Source organism: Paenibacillus sp. J22P51, assembly GCF_059692215.1.
In genome coordinates this window covers 152707-170903 of the sequence record NZ_JCAUAZ010000007.1, presented here as the reverse complement: position 1 = coordinate 170903, position 18197 = coordinate 152707, and the positions used below count along the sequence as shown (strand labels likewise).

Below are 18197 nucleotides of genomic sequence, written 5' to 3'. Positions count from 1 at the left end.
CCCCCTCAGTTTTGAGGGGGTCTTTCGACATTTCGACAAGTTTCGCCTAAACCTATTATACAATCGCCAAATCAGATAGCTTCGCTCGAACTTCTTCAACTAGTTGAACAGCATCTGCCTTACGATTCACGACATCAACTCGGTCCATATCAACGATTAAAACTTCAGAGGCATGATAGTGATTCATGACCCAGTCATCGTAGCCTGACCATAGTTGACGATAATAATTGACCAACGATTGATCCTGTTCGAAGCTGCGGCCGCGAAGTCCGATGCGATGCATCACAGTTTCGAAAGAAGCTTTCAAATATACCATAAGATCCGGCGCTTTCTTAGGAAGCTCTGCCAGCTCGGACATCATATTGTCAGCTAAGCCTTCATAAACATCGAATTCCAATTGTGAAATTCGTCCTAGTTCTCGATTTACCTTGGCAAAGTACCAATCCTCATAAATACTTCTATCCAGTACATTGCGATTATGTACTAACGCCTGTTTAATGGCCTTAAATCTCGTATTCAAAAAGTGCAACTGCAATAGAAAAGGATACCGATGCTTTTCGATTTCTTCCGGTGATGCTGTGTAAAAAAGCGGTAAAATCGGATTATCATCGACACTCTCATAGAAAACATTCGAATTTAGTTCTTGTCCAAGCAAAGTGGATACAGATGTCTTACCAAGACCGATCATTCCCCCAACCACAATCACTGCCATTGACCCCTTTCTCCTTCTACCCAATCATAATTTACCTTCTGTCAATTCAGCAAAGCTTACCTATTATACAAGGAATTCAAACGTGTGGGAACCCTCTTTTTTTTCCTTTATCGTTCATCTTCCTCTTCACGGGTAATTCGCTCAATAACCGCATGTAAATCATCGGGACGCAGCAATTCAATAGGGGAGACACCTTTCTCAAAATGCAAGTAATCACCTTCGATCAAAATGACATAACGCTCGCCTTGTCTAGCGATATGCACCTTTCGACCATAGTCAGCAAGCTGTGCTTTTACACTAATATGATCCAGTTTAATGCGCATTTCAAGATCTGGCTTTTGCTCCACCATATAATTAGCAGCTTCCATCACCAGATCTGTCGACCACTTCTCCTGAAGCTCACGTTTCTCGCTCGCCGCCCATATTTCCAAGTCCTTTTCTACCTGCTCACGTTCCTCAGGGTTATGCTCGTACTCCCTCTCTAGCTGCTGTTGAACGAGACCGAGAACTTGGCTATGCAAAATTTCTGGCATCGACTGCTCATATTCTATATATTTTAGGAAATCCTCAAAATAACGGGCATGTGAGGCTTGATGGATCTTCAGCTCCGACGGTTCAATCATCCCTTCCTCTGGCATAAAAGGATACTGGATCGATTTCATGTTTTTCGCATTAATGGCCATCTCTACTTGGTTGAGCAGGCTCTTCTCATCCGTAATCCGGGCAATTTTCGGCTCAAAATCACATTTCAGAATGAAAACAAAGGGATCATCGAAGTATTGATTGAGCTTCACATTAGCCACAAGAAACGCCCCGCCGCGAACAGCACTGGTATTCAAATAAGCATTCAACAGCTCGTCCCCTACATTGAGGAAATCCTGCTTGGTTTCTGCAAACCGTAAACGAGCGAATAGATTGAAGTTTGGATTACTTTCCAAATCGAAGCCTGGCTCCGTAATAAATCGGCCAACTTTGGTCGGGACCTGTTCAGCTCGAGGATTCCGTTCCACTTTACGCTTGGCAATCCGCGCGAACTCACCATCCAGGAACTGCTGCAAGTCACTATCTTCATAATCGGATTCATCCAGCGTTTGATAATGTCGGTAATTTTTAGCGGAGGCTGTATCCGCACCTTCTCCTTGAATAACAAAAAACGAGATGAAGCGGACTGCAAATTTCATGCTGTTTCTCCTTGCGTTTTGATATGAAAATACCATGGATGAAAAATAGACATTCTTGATTGTACTTGGAAAAAAATCGAAATGCCACAAAAAAATTAAATCACAGTGTGATGATTTCGATTGCCATACTGTCTCTATTTATAAGTGCCTTACAATTCTATCCATAAGACAGAGGTGTATCGATGATTTACGGAACGAAGCTACTTGATACAGATTCAGAATTATTTGCTGCCGCACTCACGAAAACGCCTGTTTATGTATGGTCACTCGATCAACTAGGCGTCTATTACCAAGTAACTACAGGGATTATCGTCAAATACACGCCAGATCATGTCCAAATTTACAACGAGAATAACACAACTGTTTCGACGTGGTATTCAAGAGAAACAACGGAATTTAGTATTGGTTACTAATCAAACGAGTATAACGAAAAAACCGCCGTTCCCGGTTCCTACCGACGGCGGTTTTAGCTTTAATTAATGTATAACTCAAGCGAGAAGATTATCCTCATTGGTAAAAGTAGGCAAGAACACATCGATTGTCGTCCCATACCCCACTTGACTCTGGATGTTCATGATTCCTTTGTGTGCTTCTACAATCTTGAAGCACATCATTAATCCTAATCCAGTCCCCTTTTCCTTCGTCGTATAGAAAGGCTCCCCTAGCTGTTTCAATCGTTCCTCTGGTATGCCACATCCATTATCTTGCGTCCGAACTCGAACCAGATCTTCCCCTTGTAACGAAACGATCATTTTGATCTGCCCGTCTTTGGGAATCGCCTCCATCGCATTTTTGACCAAATTGATGAATAGTTGCTTCAAATGCATTTCAGAGCATATGATTTCGGGTATATCTGACTGGAATTCCAACAAGAGCTGTACGTTACAAAGTACGGCTTGTGTATCCAACAGCGCAATAACCGACTGCAAAATCGCCCCTAAATCACTTTTCTTATACGTAATCGCTTCTGGCTTCGCAATAACTAGGAATTCACTTACAATGAAATTGATTCGATCCAACTCAGATAACATGATGTCAAAATAATGCTGCTTGCCTTTTAAATCATGCTGAAGCAGCTGTAAGAAGCCGCGAAGCGAGGTAAGGGGATTCCGGATTTCATGCGCAAGTCCGGCTGCGAGTTGCCCCGCGACAGAAAGCTTGTCCGACTTACGAAGAAGCTCTTCCGTTTGCTTACGCTCGGTAATATCTCTCGTAATTCCAGCGAATCCGAAAATCTCACCTTTCTCGTTCTTAATAGGCGTTTTCGTTATACTTACGTGAATCAATTGTCCATCTTTGCGGAGGCGGACCGATTCTTTCCCCGATATTTGCTTCCCTAACCTAAGCATGTCATACATCTCTTTGCGCTCATTTTCCATATATTTCGGATAAATCGGCAATGGCTGACCCCATAGTTCCTCAAGACACCAGCCAAAAATATGCTCATGCGCAGCATTTACTGAGATGACTCTCCCATTCAAATCAAGCACACAAATCGCATCTGAGGTATTGTTTATAACAGATTCAAGCAGCTCTTTCGTTTCTCGGAGCTCTGTCTCCATCCTTTTGCGCTCTGTAATATCGACGCACGAACCAATAACTTCTATCATGCGATCATTTTCTAGGATTGGCCGCAATGAAGTCAAATAGGTGATCTCGCCATAGGTTGTCTCGAACATCACATTGTCACCATTCCAAGCTTGGTGATAATAGACTTCGATTGATGTAGCCAACGGATGCGGCCAAATATCGTGCAAACTATTCCCCACAATATCAGATGGGTTATGACCTAAACGATATAGCAACTCACCATCACATAACGTATGTATGAATTTCCCATTTATTTTCCTGAACTTTACTGTCATCCCTTGTTGTCTTCTCACCGTATCATGAAGGTCTTGTTGCGCAATTCGAAGCGATTCCCGATCTTTAAGAAATTGGGTGATATCCTTCGCAATCAAATACACACCATCCAAATGATCATTGACAATAATGGGTACGTTCTTCACACCTAATTCGATTCTTTCCCCATTTTTATGACGAAACACCAATAAGTAGTTATCCGATCGTGAAAGTATATCTGCCGCAGTAATCAAATCTTTATCGTCTTGTTGAAATAAATGATGGATGAATCGGCTCGCCAATTCATTTTCAGAGTAGCCAAGAATCCGTTCCATGGCTGGATTGAGAAATTGAATACGCCCCTGCGTGTCACATGTCAAAATACCAGCGGGGTTATGTTCAATTAAAGATTTGTAGCGCTGTTCGCTCTCCGCAAGCTTTCGTTCCATTTCCGATTGTCGGGAAAGGTCCTTTACTTGAACTATGAAAGCCTGGGGTTCGTTGTCTGAATCTCGCATCACGGACATTAGCCAGTCCACTCGCTTAAACGATAAATCCTTATGTTGCATTTGAATATTAACTTGAAAAGAAGGAAGCTCCCCACCAAGCAATTTCTCCATAATGGTGTCTATATGACGATCTTGATGGGGTTCAATTACTGCATTTATATGTGTATTTAGAAGTTCCTGCTCCGTATACCCAAGAATGCCGCTTAAGCTGCGGTTCATTCTCAGCCATTGACCCTCGAGCGAAATAAGAGCCATTCCCATTGTTGTGAAGTCAAAAATCGCATCGAACGAAGGCTCCATTTTCGATTGCATATTCATATATTTTTCCCCCATGGCACATGCTTGGCTGGTGATGATCACCGTTTGATAAATTCGACATATTCCGTTGTAATCCTGCCTTTTCAGCCTTGTCGCTGGAATTAGTTCACGAAATGCGCACTTGTTCTTCCTCAGGTATGTTAGAATAGAATCGTTCATTATTTTTCATTTCAAGCTGTAGGAGGAATGCTCCCTTGCCAAATATTTGGACACATTTTATTTTCGGTCAAAAAGTCATGAACGAACTGGGACATACCTCGGTGCTGAACGATAAACAGCAGCGAAACATATTTTCACTCGGCTGTCAGGGACCCGATTTTCTTTTTTATCATAACTTTCTACCTTGGAAAAAAGATAAAAAATTAAATGAACTTGGAAGCCTCATGCACAAGGACGCCTGCGGTCCATTTTTACTTGAGCTTGTCCGTCAGGTCCAAGGAAGAGGCTTATATAATCCAGCCGTTCTCTATGTGCTCGGATTTTTGACACACCATCTTCTAGATCGCAATTTACATCCCTATGTATTCTATAAGTCAGGCTTCAAGAAATGGGATCATCAACGCTTTGAAATCATCATGGATACCATCTATGCAAAGCATGAGCGAGATATTCAAACGTGGAATACACCAGTATGGAAAGAAATTTATGTTGGTGAAAAGTTCCCCCTTGGTATCGTTCCGGCTCTCTCCGCCGCAGCAGCGATTCATTATCCCGAAATAGCCTCACAGATGCACGACTCTGATTGGGATGACGCCTATTATGACATGATCCGTGCACAGCGGTTATTTCATGATCCAAGTGGACTCAAACGTATTTTGACATTAGGTCAAATAACACCTTTGGTATTTACGAAGCATCCGGCTTCGCTTGATTATTTTAATGAAGCCAAGACGACTTGGAACTGTCCGACAGATCTCAATGAAACCTACACCTCTAGCGTATGGGAGTTGTTGGACATTGCCATGAAGGATGCGATTGTTGTTCTTCAAGCCGCTATTCAATTCTTGCAACGAGGTTCGGAAGCTGATTATGAAACATTCCGTGAAGTACTCGGAAACCGCTCCTATGAAACCGGGAAAAACTGTGAACTGGCGTTACCTATTACCTATGTTCAGCCCATTTTGTAAGAAATATGAAGCATGGCTTTACTTAGCTGAGCATCATTCATTACACAACTTAAACATACTATTCGTTTCTGAGATCAGATTTCAGTCTATGAATATAAAAAAAACCATGAATGTTGTCATTCATGGTTTTTGCTATTCGTATTATTTAGAATTTTCCAATCGATTTCTGTCATTTCAAGTCGATTCAAGGCGGCATTGACTTGAGAAAACGGCTTACTACCGAAAAATCCGCGATAGGCCGAAAGGGGGCTTGGATGGGCAGAAGTTATGATGACATGTCTCACTGTGTCGATGAATGTCGCTTTTGACTGTGCATGACTTCCCCATAGAATGAAGATAACAGGCTCCTCACGCGCACTTAGCGTTTGAATGATCCGATCCGTGAACCGTTCCCATCCCTTTCCCTTATGGGAATTAGGCAACGCCTCACGAACAGTTAACACCGTATTTAACAATAGAACCCCTTGTTCTGCCCAAGATTTCAAATAACCATGATCAGGTATGGAACAGCCGATATCTGACTCCAATTCTTTATACATATTCCTTAAAGAGGGAGGAATAGCCATACCAGGCTTCACGGAGAAACTGAGTCCATGGGCTTGCCCGCTTCCATGATAGGGATCTTGTCCAAGAATAACAACCTTTGTATTCTCGAAAGAAGTCAATTCTAAGGCACTAAATACCTCATCCTCAGGCGGATAAATTGTATACTGCGTAATCTCCTCCTGAAGAAACTGTTGTAAGTCCTTAAAGTACGGCGCTTGAAATTCATCTGCCAAAACAGTCAACCAATCGTTCGTTAATGACTTCACTTGCTAGTTCCCCCATCCGCTCATTCGGTGCCTAGTGCACCCGTAGCGACATCCATCAGCACGATCTTCCCGTCCGTTTCTGTTCCGTCAGCTAAGACCAGCTTCAGCTTTGTCGTTTTCCCTTTTTGAACGAGTGCCTGCACCTGCGTATCCGTTAAGCTTCGTCCAAAGCTTTCCTTCCAGATGACGAAGCTACAGCCTTCCTTGTAATGAGAGCAGCCGTAGCCTTTACGCCCCATAAAAAGTGAGCCGCCGCAGCCTGGTCTCGGGCAAGTTGCGATGAACGTACTCGTTCCGTCACCTGACGGCTTCGCAGCCGGAGCTTTTTTCTTCGTTGTGGCTTTCGCCGCACCGTCCCCGCGCGAAGTCGTCTTCGCTGAAGCGGAGCCACGTTTACCGCTCGTTTCCGGCGCATTCTCACCTTCGAAATCCGTTTTCGAAGCTCTGGCTTGCTTACGCACCTTATCGACGATTAGGGTCGCGAATCTTTTCACATTATGCATAAACTGCTCATCAGAGGCCGTACCACGGGAAATCTCGTTCAATCTGCGCTCCCATTGCCCCGTCATCTCAGGAGATGTCAGCAGCTCGATCCCGGCTCCACGAATTAATTCAACAACCATTCTGCCCTTCTGGGTCAAAATGATTTTCTTCCCTTGCATGTCGATGTATCCGACCTTCTTCAGCCGTTCAATCGTTGCTGCTCGAGTCGCTGGCGTGCCTAAACCGGAGTCTTTCATCGCATCGCGCAGCTCTTCATCTTCAATCTGCTTACCTGCGCTCTCCATCGCCTTCAGCAAGGTGCCTTCATTAAAATGCTTAGGCGGCTGCGTGTCCTTTTCCTTCACAATCGCATCCGTACAGAGCACATCCCCATTGGCATCAATGGAGAAGGGCTCGTTGACTTCGACCTCTTCCTCTTCTTCAGTGTCTTCCTTTTCCTTTCCTTTCGTCGCCTTCGCCTTTTCCTTCTTCTGATCAGCGTAAATGACCTTCCAGCCTAAGGATAGCAGTTCTTTAACGGTTGTCTTAAAAAGCTCTTGTTCCACTTCCGTCATAACCGTATGAACCTTGTAAGCTGCTGGCGGGTAAAATTGGGAAAGAAATCTCCTTACGATAAGATCGTACAATTTCTGCTCGTCCGGGCTTAATCCTGATGCCTTCTTATTGGTAGGCAAGATCGCATGGTGATCCTCTACCTTGGTTGGATTACAAATGAATTTATTATTCACATGTACAAGATTGCGATTAGCGCCTTGTACGAGCTCATGATAAGCCGTTCCTTGCAAGGCATTTAATGCCTTATGCATGTCCGGAATATTTTGCTCTGTCACATAGTTGGAGTTCGTTCGTGGGTAAGAAATGACTTTGTGCTTCTCATACAAGGCTTGCGCTGTATCCAGCGTCTTCTTGGCGGAGAAAGCATATTTCCCGTTCGCCTCGCGCTGCAGCAAGGTCAAATCATACAATTTGAATGGGAATTCTTTCGTTTCCTTCACCTCGTACGATTGGATCCGGGCAGGCTTCCCTTTCACTTTTGCAGCAAGCGCAGCAGCCTTCTCGCCATCCGTAAATCGCTCGCCTTGCCACATCCCTCTGTATGGGGTGTCACCTTGCGCGAAATGACCCTCCAGCTCATAAAATTTAAGCGAGGAGAAAGCCTCAATTTGCTTCTGTCGATCATAAATAAGCGCTAGCACCGGCGTTTGAACGCGCCCCACGGACAGCAATACATTATGCTTCGTCGTAAACGCACGTGAACCATTCATCCCGATCAACCAATCGGCTTCACTGCGAGATCGCGCGGCACGCGTCAAATTCTCATATTCTGCGCCATCCTTTAAGGTTGCGAATCCATTACGAATCGTTTCCGAGGTTAAGTCGGAGATCCACAGTCGTTTAACAGGCTGATTTAGCCCCAGATGACGTTGAATTAGGGAGAAAATGTGCTGCCCTTCCCGCCCCGCATCGCAGGCATTGACCAAATGATCACATTTCTTAGCTAACTCCGCAATCACCTTGAGTTGATCATAGGTACGCGGGTTAGGAATCAATTTAAACTCGGAGGGAATGATCGGAAGATGATTGATATTCCACTTTTTATATTTTTCATCATAGTGATCAGGTTCAGCCAGCTCAATCAAATGTCCGATGGCCCATGTGATGATATATTGCTCACCTTCAAGATGAGACCTCATATTTTTGGCTTTTGGCTCTATTGCGGCAGCTATGTTTCGCCCCATGTCGGGTTTTTCCGCAATAATTAATGTCTTCAACCGCAAATCGCTCCTAACATGTGATTCCCCTACAGCGATGGAAATCAGATTCTGTCGATTCAGTGTATCCCACTTTATAAGAGCCTGCAATATCGAACACGTGAAATACGACTTTTGACATAAAAAAAAGCCCTAAATTGGGCTTATCTTTGTAGAATATCCAATTAATAATCTAAACCAGTTTCCCATTCCAATAATAACTATCTTCCCGGTATACCTTGAAAGCAATCTCCACTTCAGGTATGCCGAGTGACAAGATATGCTTGGTCAGTACCTGTGCGTAGGCATCACGAATCTCCGGCCCTCGCTCGAACCAGCCTACCTCAATAAATGGATAAGTCTCACAAATCTCACCTTGAAAGATGGAGACGGTCGGGAGACACTCCAACATAAAATTGTCTGTTCCACAAGAACAGACCTCAGCTAATTCAGTAATAAGTGCTGTACTGATGGACTGGATGTGTGGGACACTTATACCTCTAACAATCATATGCGGCATACTTATAAGCTTCCTTTCGTGCAGGTGCGGCAGTTAAGCTCTCATTAACTCTTTTATAGTTTGCAGGGAGACCCCTGTTTTATGGTAAATTTCAATGAGTGTCGCACGTGGATGCGCGCGAACAAAATCCTTCACTTTATGCGAATCGCTCAGAACTAGCTGCGAACAGCTTGTACATCTTGTTTCCCATTTCGTGAGAAATACGCGCCCACATTTATCACAATTGCAAAGAGACATCCTGACACTCCCCTAGAAACGATGAATGACCAACTCCTTAAGCACATTCGTAAAGACCACTCGGTTTCTGGGGGTACATGCAGAAATTAATTTTGAATTTCTACCACATCGCCAACTTTGAGCTCACCAGGATGCTCAACGTAGGCGACAATTCCTCTTGCTTGCTGTGCCTTTTGAACAAATAACTTGGTTAAGATCGGCTCATCATAGTGGGTAGCAATGATACGACCTGGACCAGAGCAAGGTTCATTCTCCCCTTCACACACTAGCCCGCCGCCACTCGGGAGCAGCATTCGGATTCCCATGGGCAGCTTCGTTAACTCCGGCACACCACTTACAACAATATTTGCGCCTAACCATGCCGGTTTGATCTCATCCACGCCAATGCGCTCGGCAATCCCCTGTAATTCTTCTACAGAAACTATACTGAGCTGTCGTCGATTCATGATCTCCTGACCGCGCTTGTACATGGGCTGACGCACATCCGCTTTGGCGAAAATACCGAAATGGCGATCTCCCTCCATCCCGCCAAAACGCAGATCGACTCGCTCAAGTTCTCTTGTCACAAATGTCGATGGATCATCTGCAATAAGGATCGCTTCAACTCGTGCTTGAATGGGCATTCCCACTTCCCCTTTCATTTCATGCTTATGTTTGCTCAGCAACTTGCTCTTTGGGCCAATGAACGCCATCCTGCCAACCAAGAACAAAAGCTTCCCAGCGTCTCTCTTCTGGAAAATCAACCAAGTTCCCAAAGTATCTGCCGATGGTTACAAACTGTGTATGATGCGCCTTAAGGGCAGCAGCCTTTACGCTCCACAATGGTTCGGTATCAACAATGATCGACGGTTGATGTCCTTCGGCTCGCAAAAGCGGTGAAACTGCATAATAAAGCTTCCTCACACTTGGACAAGCTCCGCTATGTACAGCTGCTGTTGTTGCTTTGGAAATAGCGATATGGTCACGATGACCATTGCCGCCATCTTCCGCAAACGTAAACACATGCTCGATTTCATACCGTTGGATAAAGGAAACAACACCCTGAACTAATGTTTGAAAATCAACCTCATCAAGCTGGCCATCGGGCCATTTTAAGTGCTCGACTTTAGCAATCCCAAGTATTTCGGCAGCTACATTCATCTCTTGTACTCTTAATTCAGCCAGCTCTTCGCGATTCGTTGCACGCTCTAACCCTTGTCTCCCTGCATCGCCACGCGTGGCTAACAGCAGAACTGGTGGTTCGCCTTCGTCAGCAAGACGGCGAATGAGGCATCCGCTTAAGAACGTTTCATCATCAGGATGGGCATAAACAAACCCGTTTCGAGACCCCATTGCACGTCCTCCCTTCATCTCAATTTCACTTAAGCCAAAACAGCCTCAATGTCCACACCAATTTCCGCTGGATCTGTACGTGCACTGTATTGTTTAACCACGATACCGTTCGCATCAACTAAGAATTTCACGAAATTCCATTCAATTTCACCAGTACGGTAAGGCTCAGGCGTATGGCTAAGCAGATACGTGTACAGCGGATGCGCATGTTCACCTTTGACATCAATTTTATCAAATAACGGAAAAGTCACTTTATAATTAAGCTCGCAAAATGCTTGAATCTCTTCGTTCGTGCCTGGCTCTTGACCCGCGAATTGATTACATGGAAAACCGAGTACAACCAAACCTTTGTCTTGGTATTGCTCATACAGCTCTTGAAGACCTTTATAGTGCGGAGTAAGTCCGCAAGCACTTGCGGTATTCACGATGAGAAGAGCCTTCCCCTTATATGCTGAAAGTGTTTGTGTTTCTCCTGTAATCGTCTTGACCTCGATATCATAAATAGACATGAATCCCTTCGCCTCCATCAAATAATATGCATACCTTCTGAGTATACCATTCCTTTCCACAGAAGCCCAAATGGTAAAGCAATCATTTTCCAATATCGCTTTCTATCTCCAGTCAGGTGTGTTATAGTGTTTACCTGTTTATGATAAAACAATAGACAACATCTGATCTTAGGAGGTAACTGATCTTGGACACAAAGACTCAAAGTGCCTATCAAGAAGAACTTCAACGGCTCGAACAAACGAATAAGGAAATCGATAAACAGCTGGAGCGGCTACGAGCAACTCCGGTTTATTACGGTCCTGATTTAACCGAGCAAGCTCTTGAAGTTTTGCGTGAGAACGGCAGACACAATTTAACCAAAGCTATTGACGAACCGTATTTCGGCCGCCTTGACTTCGAAGAAACGGGTACTGGTTCACCTGTACCGCTCTACATTGGTAAAGCCGGTGTAGAAGACGAAAGAACGGGTCGACTTCTTGTCATTGATTGGCGCGCTCCGGTTGCAAGCCTTTTTTATTCATTCACAGGCGGCTTGGACGCAGCTTCCTATGATTCGCCGGACGGTCTCATCAACGGCTTAGTTTATTTGAAGCGAAATCTAGTTGTGCGCAAGCAAATTCTCCAGCGTGTTGTAGATACATACGACCGAAATGAAGACTCCCTCTCTGTCGGGGATGAGTTCTTGCTCTACCGATTGGGCGAAAATAAAGATAACAAGCTGCGCGATATCGTCTCCACGATTCAAGCGGAGCAAGATCGGATTATCCGTGCCGCCAAGAACACAGCACTCATTATTCAAGGGGTCGCAGGCAGCGGTAAAACAACCGTAGCCTTGCACAGACTCGCATTCCTACTCTATCAATACCGCGAACAGGTTCGGGCGGAACGTATGATTATTTTCGCGCCCAACTCGATGTTCTTGGACTATATTTCAGGCGTATTGCCTGAGCTCGGTGTCGGCAACATTCAGCAGAGCACCTTCACGGATTGGGCGCTAGATGTACTCGACCATGAGGTGCAAATCGCAGATCAAGAGGTCACGCTGCAGCGTTGGTTTGCCCTCGGAAGCAAGCGGCCACCGGTTGACGATCAAGCGCCAGGGCGTTTCAAGGGAGCCATTGCCTTCAAACACTTCTTGGACGACTGTCTGAACCGTCTTGAAGAAACCTACGTTCCTACTACGGACTTCTCGCCTTGGGATGGCGTTAAGCTGCCAATCGCAACTATACGCGAATGGTTCTTTTTCGAGAACAAGCATTACCCAATGATCAAACGTCGTGAACGTGTAGTTGCACGAATCAAGCGTTGGATGGAGATACAGCTCGATAAGGTCTGGGAGCAAAGCTTGAAAAAAGAGCTGAAGAAGAAATCAGCCCAGAAGCTGCGCACCTACTTGACTACATGGCCTGAATATACAGCATTCAGCTTTTATAAAATGTTGTTCACTGACAAAGGTCGTCCAGACAGCCTGCCAGCTGATCTGCTCCAACACCTGCCAGAATCGATCGTGACCGCTTCTGCTAAGCTTTTCAAAAAGAAAGAAGTGCAGCTTGAAGATCTTGCTCCGCTTCTCTATATCCATACACGACTTCATGGCATTTCGTCGGATCGCTTATTCGATCATGTTGTCATCGATGAGGCGCAGGACTTCTCTCCTTTCCAAGTGGCAGTATTAGATGCGTATACACGTAATAGCTCCTTCACGATTCTAGGCGATCTATCGCAAGGAATTCATGCGTATCAAGGCATCCAGGATTGGAAAGAGTTTTCCAGTCTGTTCCAAGAAGAGGAAACCGGATATTTCGAACTGGAGCGGAGCTATCGTTCCACCATGGAAATCATCCAGTTTGCCAATCTGGTGCTCCAGCGCGGCGTTAGCAATCCCTTGCTGGCAGTCCCCGTCTTCCGCAGCGGGAACAAAGTTCGCGTATTGATGACGGCGTCACTGAAAGAGCGACTGCCGCTTCTGCAGAAGGCGATCACAAGCTTACAATCGGGAACCTCCAGTACCATCGCGGTAGTTGCACGAACCGAGAAGCAAGCTCAAGAGCTGCATGAGGCATTGACCATCGTCGGGATCGAGACGAATCTGATCACCTCGAAGCAACGTGTCTATCGCGGCGGGATTTCTGTACTGCCTGTGTATTTGACTAAAGGCTTAGAATTCGATGCGGTAATTCTTATGGATGTTACTGCTGAGCACTATGAAACAACCCTTATGGATGCGAAGCTGCTCTATGTGGGCTGCACACGTGCCCTGCATGAGCTTTGGTTGCTCGTAACAGGGGAAATGTCGCCGCTCGTTACCACCGACCAAACGGAGATCACGACTACGGAGTTTCCGCAGTAAAAATAATCTTGTAACCTAGACACCCATCCATGTAAACTAATTACAAAAATATTAATGGTCGTGAAGCACACAGACCGCCCTCTCCAATTGGAGATGGGCGGTTTTTTCTTTCCGGTTAACTCCCCCATCCATGAAGAAGGGTGTAGCCGTTTATTTGAGGTGCAATAAACAATAGGAGGTATTATGATACTATTTGACACAAGCTATGAGAAATTTATACATTTGCAGTTGCAGACAAGGTCTGGCGAATCTCTACGACGACTTAAGGAAGGGCACGGTCATGCTGAAAAGTTGTTTCTCGAGCAGGTTTGGTGGCCGTCTGTCGGTCACTTTGATTTTCTTCATGCTGAATATCAGATTTCAGACTTTAAGGACGGCGTTCGCTATTTGGACTTTGCATATATTCGCGGAATTCATTTGATCTGCATAGAAATTGATGGCTATAAGTCGCACCATAGGGATATGAATCGATGGCAGTTTGCAGATCAGTTAACTCGTCAAAACCATCTCATACTTGATGGGTGGAAGGTGCTTCGTTTCGCCTATGATGAAATAAGAGAAAAACCGCGTCAATGTCAGCAAATGATCCTCCAAATGCTGGGCAGCTGGTTTGGCGAGAAATATACGAGACCAGCACTATCATTGGAGGAACGAGAAATTCTGAGAATCGCTGGCCAAACAAATGACCCCCTCTTGCCAAAATCCATTTCACAGAAGCTGCACATTAGTAGAAATCATGCCGGAAAGCTATTGCGTCAGCTTGCTCAGATAGAATTGTTACAACCCGCTTCCGGTACAACTCGAATCCGATCTTACAAGTTATCTAGTACTTACCGTAACTTCTACGGATAGCCGCGTGCGCTTATACTTACTAGAAATAAGCAAGCTTAGTTTACTTATTTCTTTAAATATCAGGGTATATTTAGGAATAAGACCTTCGTAGATGCATATTATCACGATTTGCTTACTTCCTGGGTGAATACGTGAACAATAAGCAAACCAAGCTTGCTTAATTAACTTTTCCAAGTGAAAGAATGACAAATAAGCAACTTTAGATTCCTTATTCACGCACTCGGGTTGAAATCTGGAGACTAGTTTGATACCTTTGCAATCGGTTGAAAACTGTGTACTCGGAGCGCGCACAAAAAAGACACCTATTCACCGATCGGCAGGGATCGGAAATAGGTGTCTTTTATCTTTTCTTAGTAAGCGACCAATACGCCGCCTTCACCTGCATATGTGCCAATCACCGTCCCCATATTGGAGAACAGCACGTTGCGAAACGGATGCTTCTCAAGAAGCTGAGCCATGAATTCACGAGCCCTGGCTTCACAGTTGCTGTGCGCAATCGCAATGACATCTTTCTCGTAATCATGCTCTTTATCGCCGAGAAACGAGATTAAACGCTTCAAGGCTTGCTGCGTGCCGCGAATTTTCTCAACGACTTCAATCGCGCCTTCTTCACTAGCTTTCATGAGCAGCTTAATATTCAAAACAGAAGCCACAGCGCCACGCACTCTGTCGAGTCTTCCGCCCTTTATCACATTTTCTAAGGTGTCTAGAAAAAAGAACGTCCCTGAGCTCGTTACGGCTTCCTGCATGGACGCTACAACGGCTTCATATGGTAAACCGCTAGCCACCATCTGAGCCGCACGATACACGAGAACTCCTAATCCTAATGAGGTTGTTTTGGAGTCAATGACCTCAATTCGCCCTGTAAAGCCATCTTCAAGCAGCATCTCTTTCGCCATAACCGCGTGGTGGTACGTAGAGCTTAACGCCGATGATAGACAAATCACGAGAATATCCTGATCAGGACCCGCCTTCTGATACTCACCTAGGAAATGCCCAGGCGACGGACTTGAGGTCTTCGGCAACGCGCTCTCCCGCTTCATTCTTGCATAGAAATCGGCAAGATCCATATCTGTCGGCATACATTCCTCGCCAAATTGTACAGATAAGGGAACGATCCCTACTCCTATTTCATCCACAGTACTTCTAGGAAGGTCGCAGCTGCTGTCCGTGATAATCTTGATTGTCGTCATCGGTGTCCACTCATTTCTTATTTTTTGGCGAATACAATACCTAGCGTATGTGGTCCGCAGTGGCTCGAAATGACGCAACCGGTTTCCGTCAAAAATACGTTTTTCACATTGGTATGCAATTCAAATTGTTGTTTGATATAATCAGCTTCTTCGTGCGCCTGCGCGTGCGTGATAAACATGAAATCCGTATCCATGTCATCTTTAAAAGCTAGCGCATTTTCCAAAAGCTGATTCAGCGCTTTCTCTCGTTTGCCTCTAACTTTGTCCGTTAATTGCATAGAACCATCAATAACTTGGACAATAGGTCTGATTTTCAAAAGACTTCCAATGAAAGCCTGAACGCTTGAACACCTGCCGCCTTTATGTAAATATTCCAAGGTGTCGATGATGAAAGACACTTCCACTTTACCTACGTAAGATTCTACGATCGCTTGAATCTCCGATGGGCTTCGACCTTCCAATGCAGCTTGCGCTGCCTTTACTACTAGTACGCCAATACCCGTTGATAGGTTTCGAGAATCGATCACCCTAATTCTACCATCGGGAAAACTATCAGCTGCAATCATTGCATTCTGAATCGTCGACGATAACGCAGAGGAGAGGCCGATATAAACAATATCCTCCCCTGCCTCGATAATCGGGGCAAAAGCTCGCTCAAAATCACTTGGCGAAGGCGCAGCTGTCTTGGGAAGTTTACCTGTTTGCGCAACAAATTCAAACAACTGATTGGCATTTATATTAACGCGATCCTGATACGTTTGTTCCCCAAAAATGACATATAAAGGAACAACCTCAATTTGGTAGCGTTGCAGAAGTTCTTCACTCAAATCACTTGTACTATCCGTAAAAATACGAACACGAGACATCCGATCCTACCACCTTATCTGCATGTACCTCTAAAATGAGACCAATTATCAATTGTCCATGTTTGTGAATAGTATAATAGAACTATACAGAAAGCTCAATCCTGCAGTTTTAGACAAACTTCGCTAAAATCCGTAAATCGTCATGCCGCCATCCACGAAAAGCGTCTGACCTGTGATATAGTTAGCCGCATCGGAAGCCAAGAATACAGCAGGTCCAACTAGCTCTTCTAATTCACCAACTCGACGAAGCGGCGTACGTGCAATAATTTCGGCTAAATAATCCGGCTGATTCAGAATTTTCTCTGTCAGTGGCGTTTTGAAATACCAAGGTCCGATGCCATTCACCAAAATGCCATATTTCCCCCATTCCAGCGCAAGCACCTTGGTCATCTGGATCATAGCTGCTTTCGTCGCGGCATATACAACACCTGTTCGCAGCGCTACATGCCCGGCAACAGACGCAATATTAATAATTCGCCCGTATTCACGCTGCTGCATGTGCCTGCCGACAATCTGTGAACACAAGAATGCGGATTTCAAGTTCGTCTGCATGATCGTATCCCACTCTTCATCCGTGACTGCCAAAGCTTGACTGCGGATGTTCATGCCAGCATTATTGATGAGAATATCAATGCGATCCGTCTGCCCAATGATCGCAGCAACAGCATCTTCAATTTGTTCACGATTCGTAACATCCACGGTAAATGGATAGGCCTGTCTGCCTAAAGCGCGAATTTCTTTCGCCACCGCCTCCAAATCGGATGCTGTACGAGCAAAGATAGCGACATCAGCCCCCGCTTCTGCTAAGCCAATAGCAAGTGCTCGTCCAATGCCTCGTCCAGCTCCGGTCACCAGCGCGACTTTATTATTTAGTTGAAATGAAGGTAAATACATCGTTTCATCGTCCAATCTATATAGGGATTCTCCATTCTGTCAAAGAAAGAAGGGATTTATATGCAATATTCCATAAAAGAAGAGAGAGCTAATGCGCTCACCCACGGTATTGGTGTTGTATTAAGCATTGCAGCACTTGTTCTGCTCATCGTACAAGCTTGTGCGCAAGGAAATGCTTGGCATATTGTGAGCTTCAGCATTTTCGGAACAGCGCTTGTTATCTTGTATACATGTTCCACGCTGCTGCACAGCGTTACTCACACGAAAGTAAAAGATGTTTTCGAAGTCCTCGATCACTCCGCCATTTATCTGTTAATCGCGGGGAGCTATACACCATACCTACTCGTTACGTTACGAGGAACATTAGGATGGACATTCTTCGGTGTCATATGGGGATTAGCCCTCATCGGCATTGTTTTGAAACTATTTTACGTAAAAAGATTCATTCTGGCTTCAACCTTGTGTTATATCGTCATGGGTTGGTTAATCGTCATCGCGTTTAAACCGCTCTACGTCCATTTGCCCTTTGGCGGCATCGTCTGGCTAGTTGTTGGCGGCCTTCTCTACACACTTGGTTCGATATTCTATGTATGGAGGCGCATTCCCTATCACCATGCCATATGGCACCTATTCGTGCTGGCTGGCAGCGCCTGTCATTTCATTTCCGTTTTCGGATATGTGAGATAG

The 18197-nt window shown here is 45.0% G+C and carries 17 protein-coding genes; 5 read left to right on the top strand and 12 right to left on the bottom strand.

Features of this window, described 5'->3' with window-relative positions:
* Positions 1-55: 55 nt before the first annotated feature.
* Positions 56-712, bottom strand: coding sequence for a deoxynucleoside kinase (locus tag AC58QC_RS16970; RefSeq protein ID WP_497416308.1), 657 nt, complete (start codon positions 710-712; stop codon positions 56-58).
* A 107-nt stretch (positions 713-819) separates the two neighbouring features.
* On the bottom strand, positions 820-1893 hold the full coding sequence (locus AC58QC_RS16965; protein ID WP_497416307.1) for a DUF3900 domain-containing protein: 1074 nt from the start codon (positions 1891-1893) through the stop codon (positions 820-822).
* Positions 1894-2075: 182 nt separating this feature from the next.
* Between AC58QC_RS16965 and AC58QC_RS16960 the strand changes: the two genes are divergently transcribed.
* Positions 2076-2306 (top strand): hypothetical protein, encoded by a 231-nt coding sequence (locus tag AC58QC_RS16960; RefSeq protein WP_497416306.1) that lies wholly within the window; start codon positions 2076-2078, stop codon positions 2304-2306.
* A gap of 75 nt (positions 2307-2381) precedes the next feature.
* Here AC58QC_RS16960 and AC58QC_RS16955 read toward each other — a convergent pair whose 3' ends face one another.
* Entirely contained in the window at positions 2382-4562 is a 2181-nt protein-coding gene (locus AC58QC_RS16955) for a PAS domain S-box protein (protein WP_497416305.1), read from the bottom strand.
* Positions 4563-4756: 194 nt separating this feature from the next.
* On the opposite strand from AC58QC_RS16955, the gene AC58QC_RS16950 reads away from it, so the two are divergent.
* Positions 4757-5689, top strand: a complete 933-nt coding sequence (locus AC58QC_RS16950; protein WP_497416304.1) for a zinc dependent phospholipase C family protein — start codon at positions 4757-4759, stop codon at positions 5687-5689.
* Positions 5690-5805: 116 nt separating this feature from the next.
* On the opposite strand, the gene AC58QC_RS16945 is transcribed toward AC58QC_RS16950, so the two are convergent.
* The 6 genes from AC58QC_RS16945 to AC58QC_RS16920 all read right to left on the bottom strand — a co-directional run bounded on the left by AC58QC_RS16945 (position 5806) and on the right by AC58QC_RS16920 (position 11354).
* Positions 5806-6501: a uracil-DNA glycosylase gene (locus AC58QC_RS16945; protein ID WP_497416303.1), complete on the bottom strand. Its 696-nt coding sequence runs from the start codon at positions 6499-6501 to the stop codon at positions 5806-5808.
* A 20-nt stretch (positions 6502-6521) separates the two neighbouring features.
* Positions 6522-8777, bottom strand: coding sequence for a type IA DNA topoisomerase (locus AC58QC_RS16940; protein WP_497416302.1), 2256 nt, complete (start codon positions 8775-8777; stop codon positions 6522-6524).
* 172 nt (positions 8778-8949) lie between these two features.
* Positions 8950-9276 (bottom strand): DUF1904 family protein, encoded by a 327-nt coding sequence (locus tag AC58QC_RS16935; RefSeq protein ID WP_497416301.1) that lies wholly within the window; start codon positions 9274-9276, stop codon positions 8950-8952.
* Positions 9277-9599: 323 nt separating this feature from the next.
* Positions 9600-10136 carry an MOSC domain-containing protein gene (locus AC58QC_RS16930; protein ID WP_497416300.1) on the bottom strand — a complete coding sequence of 179 codons (537 nt, stop codon included), beginning with the start codon at positions 10134-10136 and terminating at the stop codon, positions 9600-9602.
* A 25-nt stretch (positions 10137-10161) separates the two neighbouring features.
* Positions 10162-10845, bottom strand: coding sequence for a PIG-L deacetylase family protein (locus AC58QC_RS16925; RefSeq protein ID WP_497416299.1), 684 nt, complete (start codon positions 10843-10845; stop codon positions 10162-10164).
* Between the two features lie 29 nt (positions 10846-10874).
* The gene (locus tag AC58QC_RS16920; RefSeq protein ID WP_497416298.1) at positions 10875-11354 is read right to left on the bottom strand and encodes a glutathione peroxidase; all 480 of its coding nucleotides are present in this window, start codon (positions 11352-11354) and stop codon (positions 10875-10877) included.
* Between the two features lie 185 nt (positions 11355-11539).
* On the opposite strand from AC58QC_RS16920, the gene AC58QC_RS16915 reads away from it, so the two are divergent.
* Together AC58QC_RS16915 and AC58QC_RS16910 are read left to right on the top strand one after the other, a co-directional pair.
* Positions 11540-13705 (top strand): HelD family protein, encoded by a 2166-nt coding sequence (locus tag AC58QC_RS16915; protein ID WP_497416297.1) that lies wholly within the window; start codon positions 11540-11542, stop codon positions 13703-13705.
* Positions 13706-13888: 183 nt separating this feature from the next.
* Entirely contained in the window at positions 13889-14557 is a 669-nt protein-coding gene (locus AC58QC_RS16910) for a DUF559 domain-containing protein (protein ID WP_497416296.1), read from the top strand.
* A gap of 350 nt (positions 14558-14907) precedes the next feature.
* Here the strand turns inward: AC58QC_RS16910 and AC58QC_RS16905 are convergent, their stop codons facing one another.
* The 3 genes from AC58QC_RS16905 to AC58QC_RS16895 all read right to left on the bottom strand — a co-directional run bounded on the left by AC58QC_RS16905 (position 14908) and on the right by AC58QC_RS16895 (position 17510).
* A complete protein-coding gene (locus tag AC58QC_RS16905; protein WP_497416295.1) occupies positions 14908-15750 on the bottom strand; it encodes a DegV family protein in 843 nt (280 codons plus the stop codon).
* 17 nt (positions 15751-15767) lie between these two features.
* Positions 15768-16616, bottom strand: a complete 849-nt coding sequence (locus tag AC58QC_RS16900; protein WP_497416294.1) for a DegV family protein — start codon at positions 16614-16616, stop codon at positions 15768-15770.
* A 123-nt stretch (positions 16617-16739) separates the two neighbouring features.
* Positions 16740-17510 (bottom strand): SDR family NAD(P)-dependent oxidoreductase, encoded by a 771-nt coding sequence (locus AC58QC_RS16895; RefSeq protein WP_497416293.1) that lies wholly within the window; start codon positions 17508-17510, stop codon positions 16740-16742.
* A gap of 60 nt (positions 17511-17570) precedes the next feature.
* On the opposite strand from AC58QC_RS16895, the gene trhA reads away from it, so the two are divergent.
* Complete coding sequence (gene trhA / locus AC58QC_RS16890; protein WP_497416292.1) at positions 17571-18197, top strand: PAQR family membrane homeostasis protein TrhA; 627 nt, start codon at positions 17571-17573, stop codon at positions 18195-18197.

Bases quoted from the DNA above. Each gene is read 5' to 3' on its own strand.
- AC58QC_RS16965 (WP_497416307.1), bottom strand. From the start codon at position 1,893: ATGAAATTTGCAGTCCGCTTCATCTCGTTTTTTGTTATTCAAGGAGAA.
- AC58QC_RS16955 (WP_497416305.1), bottom strand. From the start codon at position 4,562: ATGAATATGCAATCGAAAATGGAGCCTTCGTTCGATGCGATTTTTGAC.
- AC58QC_RS16970 (WP_497416308.1), bottom strand. From the start codon at position 712: ATGGCAGTGATTGTGGTTGGGGGAATGATCGGTCTTGGTAAGACATCT.
- AC58QC_RS16905 (WP_497416295.1), bottom strand. From the start codon at position 15,750: ATGACGACAATCAAGATTATCACGGACAGCAGCTGCGACCTTCCTAGA.
- AC58QC_RS16920 (WP_497416298.1), bottom strand. From the start codon at position 11,354: ATGTCTATTTATGATATCGAGGTCAAGACGATTACAGGAGAAACACAA.
- AC58QC_RS16925 (WP_497416299.1), bottom strand. From the start codon at position 10,845: ATGGGGTCTCGAAACGGGTTTGTTTATGCCCATCCTGATGATGAAACG.
- AC58QC_RS16930 (WP_497416300.1), bottom strand. From the start codon at position 10,136: ATGCCCATTCAAGCACGAGTTGAAGCGATCCTTATTGCAGATGATCCA.
- AC58QC_RS16935 (WP_497416301.1), bottom strand. From the start codon at position 9,276: ATGCCGCATATGATTGTTAGAGGTATAAGTGTCCCACACATCCAGTCC.
- AC58QC_RS16960 (WP_497416306.1), top strand. From the start codon at position 2,076: ATGATTTACGGAACGAAGCTACTTGATACAGATTCAGAATTATTTGCT.
- AC58QC_RS16895 (WP_497416293.1), bottom strand. From the start codon at position 17,510: ATGTATTTACCTTCATTTCAACTAAATAATAAAGTCGCGCTGGTGACC.
- AC58QC_RS16910 (WP_497416296.1), top strand. From the start codon at position 13,889: ATGATACTATTTGACACAAGCTATGAGAAATTTATACATTTGCAGTTG.
- trhA (WP_497416292.1), top strand. From the start codon at position 17,571: ATGCAATATTCCATAAAAGAAGAGAGAGCTAATGCGCTCACCCACGGT.
- AC58QC_RS16900 (WP_497416294.1), bottom strand. From the start codon at position 16,616: ATGTCTCGTGTTCGTATTTTTACGGATAGTACAAGTGATTTGAGTGAA.